The sequence below is a fragment of the Nocardia sp. NPDC056564 genome (genome assembly GCF_042793755.1).
Taxonomy (GTDB): domain Bacteria; phylum Actinomycetota; class Actinomycetes; order Mycobacteriales; family Mycobacteriaceae; genus Nocardia.
The window spans coordinates 20,883-38,111 of sequence record NZ_JBHTUR010000037.1; the positions used below are offsets into that span (position 1 = coordinate 20,883).

12 protein-coding genes and 1 pseudogene are annotated in these 17,229 nt (G+C 68.0%); 8 read left to right on the forward strand and 5 right to left on the reverse strand.

Annotated elements, in window-relative coordinates; translation table 11 throughout:
* Positions 1-344: 344 nt before the first annotated feature.
* The 4 genes from ACFQ9K_RS44305 to ACFQ9K_RS44320 all read right to left on the reverse strand — a co-directional run bounded on the left by ACFQ9K_RS44305 (position 345) and on the right by ACFQ9K_RS44320 (position 6,141).
* Complete coding sequence (locus tag ACFQ9K_RS44305; protein WP_378721974.1) at positions 345-1,532, reverse strand: DUF4153 domain-containing protein; 1,188 nt, start codon at positions 1,530-1,532, stop codon at positions 345-347.
* Positions 1,533-3,467: 1,935 nt separating this feature from the next.
* Complete coding sequence (locus ACFQ9K_RS44310) at positions 3,468-4,589, reverse strand: ATP-binding protein (RefSeq protein WP_378721975.1); 1,122 nt, start codon at positions 4,587-4,589, stop codon at positions 3,468-3,470.
* Positions 4,586-5,287, reverse strand: a complete 702-nt coding sequence (locus ACFQ9K_RS44315; RefSeq protein ID WP_378721976.1) for a response regulator — start codon at positions 5,285-5,287, stop codon at positions 4,586-4,588. Before ACFQ9K_RS44315 ends, ACFQ9K_RS44310 begins: the two co-directional genes overlap by 4 nt.
* 161 nt (positions 5,288-5,448) lie before the next feature.
* Positions 5,449-6,141, reverse strand: a complete 693-nt coding sequence (locus ACFQ9K_RS44320) for an alpha/beta hydrolase (protein WP_378721977.1) — start codon at positions 6,139-6,141, stop codon at positions 5,449-5,451.
* 66 nt (positions 6,142-6,207) lie between these two features.
* Here ACFQ9K_RS44320 and ACFQ9K_RS44325 point away from each other — a divergent pair.
* Positions 6,208-6,351: pseudogene (locus tag ACFQ9K_RS44325) on the forward strand (HAMP domain-containing protein); the annotation flags it as partial.
* Positions 6,352-8,206: 1,855 nt separating this feature from the next.
* On the opposite strand, the gene ACFQ9K_RS44330 reads toward ACFQ9K_RS44325, so the two are convergent.
* Complete coding sequence (locus ACFQ9K_RS44330) at positions 8,207-10,225, reverse strand: heavy metal translocating P-type ATPase (protein ID WP_378725472.1); 2,019 nt, start codon at positions 10,223-10,225, stop codon at positions 8,207-8,209.
* 120 nt (positions 10,226-10,345) lie between these two features.
* On the opposite strand from ACFQ9K_RS44330, the gene ACFQ9K_RS44335 reads away from it, so the two are divergent.
* The 7 genes from ACFQ9K_RS44335 to ACFQ9K_RS44365 all read left to right on the forward strand — a co-directional run bounded on the left by ACFQ9K_RS44335 (position 10,346) and on the right by ACFQ9K_RS44365 (position 16,655).
* Positions 10,346-11,572 carry an AI-2E family transporter gene (locus ACFQ9K_RS44335; RefSeq protein ID WP_378725474.1) on the forward strand — a complete coding sequence of 409 codons (1,227 nt, stop codon included), beginning with the start codon at positions 10,346-10,348 and terminating at the stop codon, positions 11,570-11,572.
* Positions 11,573-11,675: 103 nt separating this feature from the next.
* Positions 11,676-12,389, forward strand: coding sequence for an endonuclease/exonuclease/phosphatase family protein (locus ACFQ9K_RS44340; protein ID WP_378725476.1), 714 nt, complete (start codon positions 11,676-11,678; stop codon positions 12,387-12,389).
* 264 nt (positions 12,390-12,653) lie between these two features.
* A complete protein-coding gene (locus ACFQ9K_RS44345) occupies positions 12,654-13,118 on the forward strand; it encodes a hypothetical protein (RefSeq protein ID WP_378725478.1) in 465 nt (154 codons plus the stop codon).
* A gap of 116 nt (positions 13,119-13,234) precedes the next feature.
* A complete protein-coding gene (locus ACFQ9K_RS44350) occupies positions 13,235-14,077 on the forward strand; it encodes an alpha/beta fold hydrolase (RefSeq protein WP_378725480.1) in 843 nt (280 codons plus the stop codon).
* Between the two features lie 435 nt (positions 14,078-14,512).
* Positions 14,513-15,223: a hypothetical protein gene (locus ACFQ9K_RS44355; protein ID WP_378725482.1), complete on the forward strand. Its 711-nt coding sequence runs from the start codon at positions 14,513-14,515 to the stop codon at positions 15,221-15,223.
* 73 nt (positions 15,224-15,296) lie between these two features.
* Positions 15,297-16,079: an SGNH/GDSL hydrolase family protein gene (locus tag ACFQ9K_RS44360; protein WP_378725484.1), complete on the forward strand. Its 783-nt coding sequence runs from the start codon at positions 15,297-15,299 to the stop codon at positions 16,077-16,079.
* Between the two features lie 48 nt (positions 16,080-16,127).
* A complete protein-coding gene (locus tag ACFQ9K_RS44365) occupies positions 16,128-16,655 on the forward strand; it encodes a hypothetical protein (RefSeq protein WP_378725486.1) in 528 nt (175 codons plus the stop codon).
* Positions 16,656-17,229 lie beyond the last annotated feature (574 nt).

A 17,229-nucleotide genomic window follows, 5' to 3' on the forward strand; every position in this document is an offset into this window, starting at 1 on the left:
TACCCGGTGCCTACTCAGCGCTGCGAGACACCCCTCAATGCCGTTGCGCAGTAACAACATTGCACACCTTGGGCAAGCATGCTGGTCGAATGAGAGACAGACCGGAACGCCGGTTTCGCTGAGACGCTTGGAATGTCGGCAGCCGATAGGTGGCAACCGCCGACACCCGGACCGCAGCTACCGCGCCCCAGCCCGGCTCCCCCCGACCGAATGGCCTTCCCCACCCGCCCACTTCCCCACCACCCTATCGATACGCGGCGAATGGGACATGGTGGTGGCAACGGTCGAGTAACTGCTCGGTGGTGTCCCTTTCGGATTCCAGGCGACCTTGCCCGACCCGCCGCCTACTCCGCGGCGTTCGCGCGCGACAGGTTCCAGGTGTGCCAGGTGTCCGGATCGAGGTGGTCGCGGACACGGTTGCGGATGTCGGTGCGGGTGGGTTCGGGCAGGCGGTCGGTGGCGGGGAGGACATCGGCGGAGAGTTGCTCGAGGTAGTCGATGTCGAGGGACTTACCGTTCTCCCACCGGTTGATGTTCTGGTCGGCGATGAGGCGTTCCGGGTTCAGGACGGCCAGGGCGAGCAGCGTGGCCATGGCGGTGCCGATGATCGCGCGCGGCAACCACATCCGGCGCAGGCTGACCAACGCGGCCAGGACCAGCAGATAGAGCAGACCGAACCAGAGTTCACAGACCTCGACCAGCAGCCGGAGCAGGGTGAACCCGTACGCCTGCTGGTAGGTCCACATGCGGGCGAGGGCCGACGCGACGATGATCAGCGACAGGATGCTCACCGCGCCGAGCAGCACGCGCAGCCACAGGCGGTCGGCCACCGAGTCCTTCGCCGCCCAGCGCAGGACGATCAGGATCACCGCGAGGGTCAAGACGGTCACCGCCGACAGCTGCCAGAAACCGCTGCGCGCGTACTCGGCGTAGGTGAGGCCCGCGGTGCGCTGCACATAGTCGTCACCACCGAACAGGGCAACGAACTGAGCGCCGACGAACACGGTGAACAGAATGGTCAGCGCGCCGACCGGCAACGCCCACTCCACCCGCCGCAGCGACCGGCCGCGCTGCGCCGCATCGGATCCCGTCGCGGGCGGCGGCGGGCCGGCCAGCAGATACATCGCGCTGAGCGCAGCCAAACCGACCACGACGAACACCGCGATCCACTGGAACGTCCGGTCCCCGTCGACCTGCGGGGTCACCGACTCCAGCAGTTTCGCGAAGGTGGCATCGGCACCGCCGAGCAGCGGGACGAACACCGCCAGCAGCACAAGCGTGACCACCACCGACACCGCGACGCCCCACTCCCGCTGCCGCGAACCGGTCCGCATCCGCTCGATCCCCGCCTGCGCCCACGGAACGGCCTCGAAAACCGCGAACGGCCAAGCGATCACGTCATAGAGCACACCACGCGCCGAGCGCCGATCGATGATCGCCAACGAGCCGGCGATACCCGCGACAAGCACACACAGAGTGGACAGCCAACCCGCCGCCCGAAAGGTGCCGACGGCCAGCAGAGCCAGAAGCATCGTCGTCCACCAGATTCGAGCGTACTTCTCGCCGAATCCGTGGGGGATCGTGAGCCGTTGCGCGGTGTCGTCGGCGATGGGATCGTTCGGTCCACCTGCCTCCGATGAACTCGTGCCTACCCCACCCTGGGACGACGCCGCATCAGCCGCGTCCATGGATGTTGCCGCAGCTGCCGCGCCCTCGGATGTCGCATCGGCCGCGCTCACGGATGCCGCAGCGCCCACTCCACCGACGGGCGATGCCGCATCTACCGCGCGTATGGACGCCGCTGTGCCTGCCCCACCATCAAATCTCGTCGCCTCAGGCGTATTTACGGATGTCGCCGCATCTGCAGTGATTCCGGGTGTCGTCACATCGGCCGCCTGCACGGATGCCGCAGCATCTACCGCACCCACGGACGCCGCTGTGCCTGCCGACGTATTGGTGACGTCGCCAGATTCCCCCCGCGGGCCGGTCTTAGTGGCATCCGTTGCGTTGGCGGCGCGATCGCTCGGCGACTCGCCCGATCTGAGATCCGTCTTCGCGTCGATATCGAATGTCGCACGGGCCGTTGCTGTTTCAGCGGTGGCCGAGGTGGCAGGTTCGGTATCGCCGTCGGCCGCTGGTGTTTCGGCGGTGGCTGAAGCGGCGTCCTTTGCGGTCCCGTCGCCGCCCAGGGGTGTCCCGGCTGTGGCCGAGAGAGTGTCGTCCTCGGCGATCGCGTCACCGGCAGTGGGCGACCCCGCAGCTGCCAAGGCAGCGGCTTCGGCAGTCCCGTCACCTGTCAGGGTCGTCTTCGCCATCGCCGAGGTAGAGGCGGCCTTGGCGATCCCGTCACTGGCGGCGGGCGACCCCGCAGTGTCCAAGACAGCTGTCTCGGCAGTCTCGTCATCAACCGTGGGTGACCCCGCAGTCGCCGAGGTAGCGGCCTTGGCGGTCTCTTTGTCGGCAGTAGTCGCGGCTGGGGGGTTCGCTTCCGCCGCATCATCTTTGTGTGCGCCGTGGGCGGCGGTGCGGCGGGGTTCGCCCGATTCCCCGGCCTGCGGACTCAGGTCGGTTGAGCTCGTGTCGTGAGAGAACGGCGCAGCGGAACTGGACGGCTCACCACCCGAGCCAGCAAGCGCGCCGGTCGTCGGGTCCGTCGATGCGAGCCGTGCCGTCCGTCCATCGGCGGCATCGGCGGCATCGGCGGCATCGGCGGCATCGGCGGCATCGGCGGCATCGGACAGGGTTTTGTGCTGTGGGCCGGATTTCAATACGGTCGCTTGCGGTTTCGGCTCCCCGGTGCGCGGGCTCGTCGCGGTCGGAACCGAGGTCTTTTCGAGTGGAGTCTGTTGGGAATCCGCGGCTGCCGGCTCAGGTTTTCCGGCGTCGATCGCCGTCGCGGCCGACGTCGAATCCTCCCCTCCGGGATTCGATGTCGTCGCGGCATCCTCGGCAACCCTGGGCGCGGCGGAGGAATCGACTCCGGTGTCGACCGTGCTCGCCATGGCAACCGCGGCCGACCGACGCGCGTTGCGGTCTACCAGGTACACCGCGCCGACGGCGACTATGCCGGCGAGCAGCCAGCCGATTCCCGGACGGTCCAACGGGATGAGTGCCGCGCCGGTGAATCCGGCGAGACCCGCGGCGGGCAGGACACCGCGCGGGCTGGCGACCCGACGCCACTTCGGTGGCGGACGCCGGTAGGTCGGCTGCGTGAGCATGTTCATCAGTTCGGTCGAACTGCCTTGCGGTGTTTCGTTTTTCGGCCGAGCACGAGGGTCGTCCGCCAGCAATGTCGCTCCGGTACCGGGCGCCGGATGCCTGTCGGTGAGGTCGACAGGCGATGTAGGTTCGGGCCCGTCAGATCTGGACGGCGTTGGTGAACCGGGTGTTTCGGACATACTTCCCCTCCTGAGGGTGTGCGGGATCGCCCCGGGACGTATCGCTCCGGGCCGGACGGATGTGACGGATCAGTAGCCGGGCAGAACCACGCGGATACGAGAGCCGGGGTCGGCGACCGCGATGGTGCCGCCGTGCAGGTCGACGATCCAGCGAGAAATGGCGAGGCCGAGACCTGTTCCGCCGCCTGCGGTTCGGCCGCCGCGGGTGAACCGGTCGAAGACGCGGGCGCGTTCGGCGGGCGGAATACCTGGCCCGTCGTCGGACACCTCGATCACCATTTTGCCGGACTGCCGGCGGGCGCTGACGCGGACCTCGCCGCCCGCGGGACCGTGCCGGGCGGCGTTGTCGAGCAGGTTGAGCAGCACTTGATGCAAACGTGCACGGTCTGCGAAAACCGTTATGGTGCTTGGCTGCACGTCGGTCGTGAATCGAACACCGCGCCCGAGAGCCGCGGCGGCGACGTCTGCCTCGGCGACGACCTCGGCCAACAGCGGTGCGAGATCGAGACTTTCGCGGTCGAGGGGAAAGGCGCCGGCCTCGATGCTGGACAGATCGAGTAGTTCGGAGACGAGCAGGCTCAGCCGCTCGGTTTGGGCGAGCGCGGTGCGCAAGGTCTTCGGATCCGGTTCGGAGACACCGTCGACGAGGTTCTCCAGCACCGCGTTCAACGCGGTGATCGGCGTGCGCAGTTCGTGCGAGACGTTCGCGATGAGGTCGCGGCGCTGCTGATCGGCGGCGGCCAGGTCCGCGGCCATCTGGTTGAACGCCGCGGCCAGCTGCCCGACCTCGTCGCGTGACGTCGCGCGCACGCGTCGGGTGTAGTCGCCGTGCGCCATGCGTTTGGCGGCCGCGGTCATCTCGCGCAGCGGCCTGGTGATGCCGTGGGCGAGGAACTGGGAGGTGACCAGCGCGATTCCGACAGCGGTCAGGGTTGTCTTCGGCGGCAGCCAGCCGATCTTGATGCGGAAGAAGCCGAAGGCGATGCCGCCCGCACACAACATGAGGATCGCCAGTTTCACCTTGATCGATCGCACCGGATCCAGGGGACGCGGCAGGATCTCGGCGATCCAGTCCGAGAGCGCGCGCAGCCGTTCGATGAGCGTCCTGCGCCGGCGCGGCTGGTCGATTCCCTCGGCACCCGGCAGGTCCCGCGCGACGTCCGCCGATCGCGGTGCCGGGGAGCGTTTCATCGCGCCTCCAACGCGTAGCCGACGCCGTGCACGGTGCGGATCAGGTCGGCGCCGAGTTTGCGGCGCAACGCCTTGACGTGACTGTCGACGGCTCGGGTGCCCGCCGCGTCGGCCCAGTCCCAGACCTCCTCGAGTAGGCGTTCGCGGGCCAGGACCACGCGCGGGCGGCGGGCGAGGCGGGCGAGCAGGTCGAATTCGAGTGGGGTGAGCTGGGCTTCGACGTCGGCGCGCCAGACTCGGCGCTGGTCGACCTCGATGCGCAGGTCGCCGACGACGATGGTGTCGCCGTCGCGATCGGCGGCGCGGTCCATGCGACGAAGCAGTGCGTGCACGCGGGCGGTCAGAACGCGCAGGGAGAACGGCTTGGTCAGGTAGTCGTCGGCGCCGACGCCGAGTCCGACGAGTTGGTCGGTCTCGTCCGTGCGCGCGGTCAGCATCAGGACCGGCACCGGACGTTCGGCCTGGATCCGCCGGCACACCTCGAGTCCGTCGAAGCCGGGCAGCATCACATCGAGAACCACCAGGTCGGGCGCGACCGCTGACGCTGTGGCCACCGCACTCGGTCCGTCGTGCGCCACATCCACGGTGAACCCCTCGGCCCGCAGCCGCGCCGCCACCGACTCCGCGATCGTCACCTCGTCATCGACCACCAGAATCCGCCGCGCCAGCTGTCCCCCAGCCGCTCCGCTCTGTTCCATGCTCGGAACCCTAGCCATGCTCTGTGGAGAGGTACCGCACCAAATGTGGAGATTCGGTGTCGACGGGCCCGATTCCCACCGGTCGCCGGACTATGACAGCACTCGGATTGCCGCGGTCTTCAGGCAATCCTGCCGCAGCGCTGTTCGGACCGCCGGGCGGGTCAGTGCTTGTTGACCTGACTGGTTCGCCACCATCCTTGGACCAGATCGGCGACGACGGCCGGTTGGCTCAGGTAGGGCGAGTGGCCGGTTTCCCAGGTCTCCGACATCGAGCAGTGGGCGGCGAAGCGGGTGATGAGCGGGGCGGGGATGGTGTGGTCGTCGCGGCCGGCGATGTAGATGGACGGAGTGTCGTGCCAGCTCACCTGTGTGGGCGTGGCGCCGAAGATCGAGGGCGGTTCCGGACGGAGGAGTTCGATCGCGCGCGTGGCCGTGGATTCGTCGACGTCGCCGTAGAGGTTCTTTCGTGCGTCGACGGGGTCGAGGCATAGGCGACCGCCACTGTCGGGAACGACGACGAGTCCTTCGGGGGGAGCACCTGTTTCCTGCGCGACCGCTTCGAGCAGCTGCGCCGGTGACTCACCGACATCGAGGATCCAACTGGTCAAGAAGATCAATCCGGCCGCGCCGCGGACCGTTCCGGCGATCACCCCGCCGAAGGAATGTCCGAGCACCAGTGGCGGCCGGGCGGACCCGGCGACAATGTCCGCCACGAGACCGGTGCTGTCATCCAGCGACAACTCGTAGAGGTCCGGCACCTCCACCTCCATATCCGCGGAACGCAACAGCCCGACGAGATGGTCGTAATGAGCGGGCTGATGCCAGGCACCGTGGAGGATGATCACGTCGGTCACCACCGCAGTGCACACCATGCCGCCGCGGCACGGTCAACCCCACACCCGCCCGGATGTCCGCGCCATTCCCAGTTCCTCGCCCACGGCATCACCAGACCGCTGCGCGAGATGACCGCGGCCGCCAAACGCATGGCGCACGGCGACTACACCCGACCTTGTCGCGCGACGTCACGCGACAAGGTCGGGCAGCTGGCCGAGGCGTTCAACCAGAACCGGTCACGATCGACGCATCGATCGCTCGTCGCAAACCACCGAACACAGCATCATCGGACCGGAACCCCGGCGCGAAGTCATAGCCCCACCTCGCCGCTGATATCACCATCGAGAACCCTGAACCCGACCACACCTGAGCTGACGCCGCTAACGCACATATGCCACGTCCCGCTCGCCCCGACCACCTAGCGGAACATCACAAAACGGCTATTAGCCATTCGGCACGGCGACTGGACAGCGCCATTGGCCATCCCGCGGCCACGTTTCGACGACGCGCGCGGGTGGTCCTGACCGACGGGCCGATCGTTGGGGACCGCCGAACGCAGTACCAGCCTACGGGGCAATCAATCGCAACCTCGCGCCATTCTCTCGGCGCGCGCTCCATCCTCGGAGGATCGTCGTACTCGGCACCATCCGGAACCGACACGCTCAACTCGCCTCAGCCCTGCACCGCTCGACATCCCGATAGCCGATATCGGCCCATTGAACGGGACACCACAGAGCGGCTACTCGCAATTCGGCACAGCTAAGTCCCACTCGACGCGCATATAGCCCCCCTCTGCCTCTGAGTGGGACGTCGCTGAGCCGGTACTCGCAGGTTGGCGCGATCTTGTCCCTCGCGGCAGTCATAACATTCAGTACGAATCGCCGGGCGGGACACCGTTGTTCCGTCACGACACGGTGACTGCCTTCGTGGTGTCCTCCCCGACAGCCCGATCGCCCGGCTCGGGTTCTCGAAGGATCCGACCGGTTTGGCACTCGCTTTCCGCCCCGCTTCTGTCCGCCGGGATTCAGAGCGTCCCCTTCGAACGGTGGCGTGGGACGCCTCCGCGCGCGCAATTGTGTTTCCGCCTACGCCAACCCGCTCGGTTGGCGACTATTCGTCCCGCTCGCCGCCGGTGCCCGCCCAGATCTCGGCGAAGCGCGCCCCCGCCCAGTTGCCTGGTGCCGATCACCAGCCGACGCAGACTGGTCGAATTAGAGGTCGCCACCACACTTTCCCTCGACGTGCTCTCACGCACCGACGCGACCGCGTTGTTCACCACCATCGTCAACGACGACCGAGCAATGGCCGAACCCGACGCAGTGCAGGAAACAGTTCGACTGTGCGGATACCTTCCACTGGCGATCCGAATCGCGGCCGGCCGCTTGCGAGCACGACCGGTCTGGCCCATCGATCGGCTGGCCGAACGACTGCGGCAACCCACCAATCGACTCGACCACCAGTCCGCAGCATGCTCGGCGAAACAGGTGGCTCAGACGAAACGGGTGCGGGCTGGCGAAACGAGGTCCACCCACCAAACAGACACGCCTGAAGAAACGAGTGTGTTCGGCAAAGCGGCATAACCGGCGAAGCGGGCAACCCAGCGCAACGGGCGTGCTCGGCCTAGCAGGTGTGCTCGTCCCCAGCAGGCGTGCTCGGCCCCAACGGGCGTGCCCAGCCCAACGGGCGTGCCCAGCCCAACCGGCGTGCTCGGCCCAACCGGCGTGCTCGGCCCAACGAGTGTGCCCGGCCCTCGCCGCGCTCACGGCGGCCAGGCAGACCGCCTGACCTACTTCGCCGCGGGCCCAACGAGTGTGCCCAGCCCAACGAGTGTGCCCAGCCCAACGAGTGTGCCCGGGTCGGCTAAAGCCGACCCGAGCACGTTGAGCGAATGGGTTGGGGTGCAATGGCATCGGATGCCTTGTGGCGTTGTGTGCCAGTTATTCCGATCCGGAGTCGGGGGTTGTGCTGTGGGGGCGGGGTTGATTGTCGTTGACCAGTTTGTTTGGGGTGTTGCGAGTATGCGGATGTTCGGCAGCACGTGCTTAGTTGCACCGCATGCCGGTCCGCTCGGCTACGGGCGGGTGGTCAGTTGGACGGCCGGGGCTCGTGGTCGATTCCCTCGTGTTCGGCGCCGCGGCGGAATCGCAGTAGGCGCAGGGCGTTTGCGACTACCAGGAGGGTGGAGCCTTCGTGGATGAAGACTGCGGGGCCGATGGGGAGGCCGAGGAGGGTGGCGGGGACGAGGGCGGCGACGATCAGGAGGGAGAAGGTCAGGTTTTGGCGGATGATGCGGGCGGTGCGACGGCTGAGGGCAACGGCGAACGGGAGGCGGCCGATGTCGTCGACCATGAGCGCGATGTCGGCGGTCTCCAGGGCGACCGCGGAACCGCCTGCGCCCATGGCGATGCCGACGGACGCGTTGACCATGGCGGGGGCGTCGTTGACGCCGTCGCCGACCATGGCGGTCCCACTGCGACCACCGAGTTTGCCGATCATGGTGACCTTGTCCTCGGGCAGCAGCCCGCCGTGTGCGGCGTCGAGGCCCATGTCGGCGGCGACGGCGTCGGCGACGCGCTGATTGTCGCCGGAGATGAGGACGATGTCGTCGATGCCGAGTTCACGTAGCCGGGCGACGACCGGCGCCGCCTCGGCGCGCGGAACGTCCATCACGCCGACGACTCCGAGGTACACGCCTGCGTGCCGGACGATCATCGTGGTGCGGCCACGCTCGTGTAGTTCGTCGACGATTCGAACGATCTCGCTGGGCACGCCTTCCGGATCGAGTTCGTAGAACATGGTGCGGTTGCCGATTTCGGTCGCGCGACCGTCGACCAGCGCGGTGACGCCGCGACCGGTCACCGAGTTGACGGAGGTCGCGGTGCGTTCGGTACCCACGGGCACGAGCAGCGCGAGGTCGCGGGTGATCGCGCCCGCAAGGGGATGGTCGCTGTAGGACTCGACCGCGAACAGCGTGGCGATCAATTCGTCCCGCAGCTCGGGACGCGCCTCGACGATGTCGGTGACCTTCGGCTGCCCCCAGGTCAGCGTGCCGGTCTTGTCGAACGCCATGGACCGCACGCGACCGAGGGTTTCGAGCGGTCCGCCGCCCTTGGCGAGGACACCGGCCTGCGCGGCCCGCGCGATCCCGGCCAGCACCGCGCTCGGCGTAGCGATCGCCAGCGCACACGGGCTGGCGGCGACGAGCACGACCATGGCCCGATAGAAGCTGTCGGCGAACGGTTCCGACGCGGCGAACACACCGAAGGCCAGCACGCCGAGCACGCCGGCGAGTACGACCGGCACATAGAACAGCTGGAAGCGATCGATGAACCGCTGGGTGGGCGACTTCTGCGTGTCGGCCTCGCGGACCATCGTGATGACCCTGGCCAGCATGCTGTCGGCGGCCCGACTGGTCACCAGCACATCCATCGCGCCGGAGCCGTTCATCGTGCCCGCGAACACCCGATGCGATTCCGGCACCGGCGTACTACTCGCCAACGCGGCGGCCGCGTCGGCGATCGGCGCCTTCTCCACCGGAATGCTCTCACCGGTCACCGACGACTCGTCCACGCTGCTCACGCCGTCGACCACCACGCCGTCCGCGGCCAGCCGCGAGTTCGGCAGCACGACAACCACATCGCCGATGGCGAGCGCATCCACCCCGACCTCACGCACCACCCCGTCCGCACCACGCACCAACGCGGTATCGGGTGCGAGTTCGGCGAGCGCCTCGATCGAACGCTGCGCACGCCCCATCGCATACTCCTCGAGCGCATGCCCGAGGCTGAACAGGAACAGCAGCACCGACCCCTCGGCCCACTTGCCCACCATGGCCGCACCCACCGCGGCGACGAGCATCAGGAAATCGACCTCGAAGCGCCCGCGGCGCACGGTGTTGATCGCGGTGCGAATGGTGAAGTAGCCACCGAAGAAGTAGGTCGCCGCGAAGAGCGCGATCGCCACCCACTCCGGCGCGGATACCAGGTACTTCGCCGTCATGCCACCGGCATAGGTGACGCCGGACGCGATCGCGAAGATCAGCTCCGACCGCTCCCCCAGCAGTGCACCGCCGTGCGCGTGTTCGCCTCGTTCCCGTGTACTCATACGACCATCATATGCATAGATCGCCATGTATGCATAGATCCTGTTTCGAAGACCCGGCACCGGGTAGGCAGCCAGCACCCGCCGCTGCCATGGCGTGGTGACAGCAGAAGGACCCGCGCAGTGAACGATTCGACAGAGAACCCCGTGGACGACGGCACGGCCGATGCGGGCCACAGCCATTGGGTCGGCCAGCCGCACGCCACCGACGAGCCCGCGGTCATCACCGCCGCCGAGGCCGACGCCGCCGCGATCAGCACCACGACGCATCCGCTCGGCAAGCCGGGCAAACGTTTCGATCGCTGGTCCCCGTTCATGATCGGCATGGCCGGTGCGGCGGGCGTCATCGTCACCGTCGGTTTCGCCCGCCTGCTCCTCGACGCTCGCGACGCACTGGTCCTCGTGGTCGCGGCGATGTTCCTGGCGATCGGCATCGAGCCGGTCGTCTCCTGGATGACCAGGCATCGCGTCCGCCGCGGCATCGCCGTGACGATCGTCTTCGTCTGCGTGCTGGCCGGCCTCGCCGGATTTCTCGCCGCCGCGATCACCCCGCTGATCGATCAGGGCCGCGCGCTGATCGATCACGCACCCGATCAGTTGCGTCACCTCGAGCAGACCTATCCGATCGTGCGCAGCACTTCGGAACGCCTCCACCTGGACGAGAAGCTGCAACAGGGCATCACCACCGACACCTCCTGGACGGGTGGGCTGCTCGGCGCGGGAAAGGTGGTGTTCGGCGCGATCACCAGCGCGGTCATCCTCAGCGTGCTCACCGCCTATTTCTCCGCCAACTTCCCGGCCCTGCGCGCCAGCGTCTACCGCTTCTTCCCGCACGCGCGCCGGCCACGCGCGATCCTGATCGGTGACGCCATCTTCGCCAAGGTCGGCGGCTACGTGCTCGGCAATCTGCTCATCTCGCTGATCACCGCCGTGCTCACCTTCATCTGGCTGCTCACCTTCGATGTGCCGTTCGCGCTGGTACTTTCGGTGCTCGTCGCGGTACTGGATCTGATCCCGCTGGTCGGTTCGACGCTGGCCGGGGTGATCATCGCGGTGGTCGCGCTGACGGTGTCGCTGCCGGTCAGCCTCGCCACCGTCGGGTTCTTCATCTTCCTGCGACTGGTGGAGGACTATCTGCTGGCGCCCAAGATCATGGGCCGCACGGTGCAGGTGCCCGCGGTGGTGACGGTCGTGGCGGTACTGCTCGGCGGCGCACTGCTCGGCATCGTCGGCGCACTGCTCGCCATTCCGGTAGCCGCGGCGGTCCTGCTGCTGATCAAGGAGCTGCTGTTCCCGCGCCTCGACCGGATCACCGACGAAAGCGGCGATACCCCAGTCGCTTCGACGTGAACGCCGCCGAACCGACCACGCGCTCCATACACGGGCGACATCACTCGAGCGGATACCGCTCCGCCGAACAGCACCGATGAGCGGTCCCCTAGCATCGCGACCTGTGATCACCGTTGCCACGTGGAACGTTCTGCACCGTATCCACGCCGAGAATTGGTACGAGGACGTCTCCAGCCGGTGGCCGGACGAGGCGGCCCGCATCGACGCGGTGACCGAACGGGTGGCGGCCAGACCCGAGCAGGTCGTGGCGCTGCAAGAGGTCAGCGGTGATCAACTGTTCAGCCTGCGGGCCGCCTTGCCGGGGCGGACCGTGCACTCGATGCGGTATGTGCGGGTGCCGACCGCGCGCAGGCACGCGAGCGCGCTGCGCGATCCGAGTGAGCATTTGGTGCTCATCGTCGAGGGACCGAGCCGGGAGATCACCGCCGAGTCGTTCGCGGACGATCCGGGGAAGGGTGCGCTCGCGGTCAGTACCGGCGGGGTCGTGGTGATCGCGACGCATGTGACCGGCGACCGGCGGCGCGGGAAGCAGCTCGCCCGGCTGGCCGAATTGGCCTCCGCCGCACCGGAATACCCGGCGATTCTGCTGGGCGACTTCAATGTCGACCGCGAGACGGTCGCGTCGAGTCTCGGCGCGGGCTTCACCGTTGCCGAACCCGACCCGGGCTCGCTGGCGACCCGTCCGCGGACGTCGGGGGCGAAGTCGCAGTTCATCGATCATGTGGTCGTGCGCGGGGCGACGGTGCGCGATGTGGCGGTCGAGGATTCGGACGGGCTGTCCGATCACAATCTGGTCCGCGCGACTATCGCGTTGTGAGACCGGAGGATTCGTCGGTCGGCACATCGCGGACGGTGGGCCAACCCCGTGATTCTGGTGTCTGCTGGCGGTCGGCGGCGCCGATTAGGGTTCACCGGGGTACCAGGAGGAGACATGGCCCGCACGAGACTCGTGCACTTATCGACTCGGAAGAGCGTTACCGCAGCTCTGCTCGCTCCGGCAGTGGCAATGCTCCTCACCGGGTGCTCGTCCGGCAGCAGCGACAAGCCCGCTGCCACAAGGACACCCATCGCGAGCTCGCCCTTGACCACCACGGCCTCCAGCGGCAAGGCCACGCCCACCCAAACAGCCGTGGCACCCGGGCCACCGGCACCTGCCGCGGTCCCCCGTACCGCGGCCGTCCAGCAACCGCCGTCCGACGGCTACGTCAAATGCACCGACCGCATCGACTACGCGGGCGACCCCCGCGCGAACGCCGAAATCAACTCTCTCGGCGAAGAATCCGGTGTCTGCCCCGAACCGCGGCAGCCGGCCGCCGAGCATCACGTCAAATGCACCGACCGGATCGACTACACAGCAGACCCGCGTGCCGATGCCGAGATCAACACCATCGGCGAACAGACCGGAGCCTGCCCGGAACCCCAGCTACCGACCACCCCGCCACCGACGACAACCTCGATCGCGCCCACCGTCACCACCTCCACCACCCCCGCGTCCACCTCGACCGTGGCCCCGACGACCTCGGCAACCGTGTCCCCCACCCCCTGACCACCTCGGCGCCGAACGAACCCGGAGTCCGTCCCCCGCCGCGACTTTCGCAGCCAGCCGAGGCGATTGATCCGATTCCGCCGCCGTCGCCGCCCGGCCGGACCGAGAATGCTCCTATGGTCGAGATCAGTCGTGGGGTCGCCACCGTGAACGGCATTCATATGCACTACCGCCGCGCCGGCTCGGGTCCGGCACTGGTGTTGCTGCACGGTTGGCCACAGACCGGTTACTGCTGGCGCAAAGTGCTGCCCGCCCTGGCCGAGCGGCACACTGTGATCGCTCCTGACCTGCGCGGTTACGGGTATACCGACAAGCCGACCACCGGTTACGACAAACGCAGCATGGCCGCCGACGTGGCCGCCCTGATCGAATCGCTCGGCTTCGGCGCGGCGGCCGTCGTCGGGCACGATCGCGGCGCGCGGGTGGCGCACCGCTGGGCGCTGGATCGCCCGGATCAGGTCCGCAAGCTCGCCGTGCTCGACATCATTCCCACCAGGGAAACCTGGCGGCGGATGGACGCCGCGCTCGGCCGCCGCTACTTCCACTGGCTGTTCCACCTGCAACCGGACCTGCCGGAACGTCTTGTCGGCCAAGACATTCCCGGCTATCTCCGTTACTTCTTCGAGACCTGGACGGTCAACCGACACGGCCTGCCCGGCGAAGCCATCGACGAATACATCCGCGCCTTCAGCACACCCGGCGCGCTGCGCGCGGGTTTCGACGACTACCGCGCCGCCGCCCTCGACGCCGAGCACGACCACACGAACGCCGGCCACCGGCTCACCATGCCGGTGCTCGCCCTGTGGGGCGCGGCCAGCTTCCTCGAAGACATTCCGGCACTGGAGATCTGGCGCGCATACGCCGAAGATGTCCGGGGCGCCGCGATTCCCGACTGCGGGCACTTCATCGCCGAGGAGCGACCCGAGGCGTTGCTGGCGCACCTCGACGAATTCCTTTGAGGTACGGGAACATTCGACTGGCCGCCGTTGTGCGTCCGGTCGATACCCCGTATGACAAGGGCGCCGAGAACAGTCCGAGCCCGTCGCGGACGCCGAGCCGCATCTGCCCGAGCACGCCGTATACCGGGGTCGGGGTGCGCCGGATGCGGAACCGCAACCGGCCGAAGCGACGACCAGCTCGAGTGCTGCGGCCGCCACTGCGCAGCGCGTGATCTGCCCCTCGGCTCGAGGGAAATCAGCGACCCCGACATCCCTTCACGGTGCACACCGACCTCCCCCAGCGGCGGCACCCGGTTGCGCTTCGCCCAAGATCTGATCACGGAACGGTTATCCATCGCCGTAGAAACCGGTCGGTCTGAAAGAATCGGAGCGGCTCCACCGCTGGCGTGCGCAAAGGATCGTGACCTGCACCATCCCCGGGATGAAGGGTACGACGTGGCTGCTCCGAAACGGTTCGGGATTCGACTGGCCCTCGGTGTCGCGGCGCTGACGTTCGCCGTGGCCGGCCCGCACGACGTCGCCGGCGCATCGCCGGGGGTGCCGCTCGGCGGCGGTTCGGGGATCCTGCTCGGCCGCGGCGTGTGCACGCTGACCACCATCGGCTACGACCGCGCGGATCGGCTGGTGGGACTCACCGCGGGGCACTGCACGGAGGTCGGCATGTCGGTGCGGTCCGAGCGGGTACCGGAGGCGGGCGTCCTCGGCACCGTCGCGGCCGTCGATCATCTCGACGACTACGCGGTGCTCGAATTCGACCGAGCCAAGGTCGCTCCGGTCCGTCAGGTCGCCGCGACGCTGATCGGCGGCATCGGCGCGCCGCCGCAGCAGGGTGACGTGGTATGCAAGAACGGGCGGACCTCCGGCTACAACTGCGGCGTCGTGTGGGACACGCATCGCTGGTGGTTCCAGAACCAATCCTGTTCCCAGCCGGGCGATTCCGGCGGACCGGTCACCATCGGCGATCGACTGGTCGGCATGAACGTCGGGCACATCGGCGTGAAAGTGGCCGGCGTCACCGTGTTCGACATGGTCTGCCACCCGCCGGTGGCACCGCTGCACGATCCCGCCGTGGCTACCCAGATCGGCATGGTCCTGGACGACATCGACCAGGGCGGCGGCATCGGGTCGGGATTTCGGCCGCTCTGAACGCGTGCGACGATGACTCGAAAATCGGAGCGCCAGTAGCGCATTCCGCCGACGCACACCGCAGGAGCTCGACGTGGAGCCGACCAGAGGACCCGCCTTCACCCGTTTCGTCACGCTCGGCGACAGCCAGACCGAGGGCATCGGCGACCCCGACGGCCACGGCGGATACCACGGCTGGGCCGACCGGTTCGCCGCCCTGCTCGCCACCGCGAACCCGGCCCTGCACTACGCCAACCTCGCGGTCCGCGGCCGGCGGGCCGCCGAGATCCGCGCCGAGCAGCTCGGGCCCGCCCTCGCACTGAAGCCGGACCTCGCCACCGTGGTGGCGGGTATGAATGACATCATCCGGCCGCGTTTCGACCGCGCCGGGCTGCTCGTCGACATCGAGGCGATGTTCACCGCGCTCACCGACGCCGGCGCCACGGTGGTGACGTTCACCTTTCCGGACATCGGCGCCATCGCGCCCTTCGCCCGGCCGCTGTCCGGGCGCGTGCACACCCTCAACGCCGATCTGCGCGCGCTGGCCGCCCGCACGGGAGTAACCCTCGTCGACTTCGAACCGGTCCTGGCCGCCACTCACCCCGCCGCGTGGGACAAAGACCGTCTCCATCTGAGTCCGGTAGGCCACGACATCGTCGCCCGCGCCCTAGCCGCCGCGCTCGACGTTCCCGGCGCCGACGACTCCTGGCTCGAACCGTTGCCTGCGGTGAACCGGTCGCACGCCGAAGCGGTGACCACGGAGCTGCGTTGGGCTACTCGCCACCTGGCACCGTGGATCGGCCGCCGGCTGCGCGGTGAGTCCTCCGGAGACGGGCAGGAAGCCAAGCGCCCAGAATTGCTGCCCGTGCTGGTCTAGGCGCGGACGCGGGCGATCTGGACGTACGACCGGAAGTAGTATGGGCCGGTGCGGACATCGGCGGAGGCTACGGGGCGGTTGCGTGGTGCGTTCGTCGGGTCGGTGTCGGGGGCGGTGAGTATCGCGGCGCATGCCGTCGGTGGTGGGGTCGTCTCCCCTGGGCAGTCTTCGATCGGGGTGCTGATCGCCGCGTGCACGGTTGTCGGCGTGCTGGTGGGCGTGCGGCGGCCTCAGTTCGGGGTTGCCGAGGTGATGGGGCTGCTGGCGATCGGGCAAGCGGCCGGCCATGTCGCGCTGACGATGTCGCCCGGTCATCAGCACAGCGCCGGAATGACCTCGGTCATGCTTGCGGCTCACTTGGTCGCTGTTCCGGTCGGGGCGCTGCTCATTCGCGGTGCTGAAATCGGCTTCGGGAGAGCCGTTTCGGCCGCGAACCGCGCTGTGCGAGTGATCAGCACTCGCCCGGGCGAGTGCTTCGTCTTCCATTACGCAGTACCCGTGGGCTCGCTCACTGCGCCGCGGCGATTGCTGTTCAGCTCCGGTTTTGGACTTCGCGGGCCACCGCCGCATTTCTGAGCTTGCTCGCTGCCCACATGTTGCTTTGTTGCACACCTCATTTCGCGCGATAAGGCGCGGCACCACCACGAACGACTTACGGCGAACGCCAGAGTTTGCGCTGCGTCCGGTGTCCAATGTCGTACGGACTGCCAACAGCTGAGCAAGTTCGCGAAGCGTTGCCAAGCGGCTCGCTGATCGCGCTGCGCCGCAGTCTATTCGGGTATTCGGCCGTCATCACCTGACGGAAGGACCACGAGTGCGTTGCGGTGAGTGACCGATCTCGTTGCCGATTACGCGGCGATTCAAGGCAACTGGCGAATTCGGAGGTCCCGCAGCGGTCCAGCGAGTAAGGCTGCCGCAGCCCAGCACGAGAACCGGGGACGAACGCCCAGTGCGGAGGCCTTCGCGCGCCGCGCTTCGTCGGCAGATCGGCAAAGTCGATCGACCGACCGACGGGGTGACTCGGTAACCGATGTCTCGGCGAGACAGGCAGCACGGCAGCACGGCAGCACGGCAGCACGGCAGCACGGCAGCACGGCAGCACGGCAGCACGGCAGCACGGCAGCACGGCAGCACGGCAGCACGGCAGCAC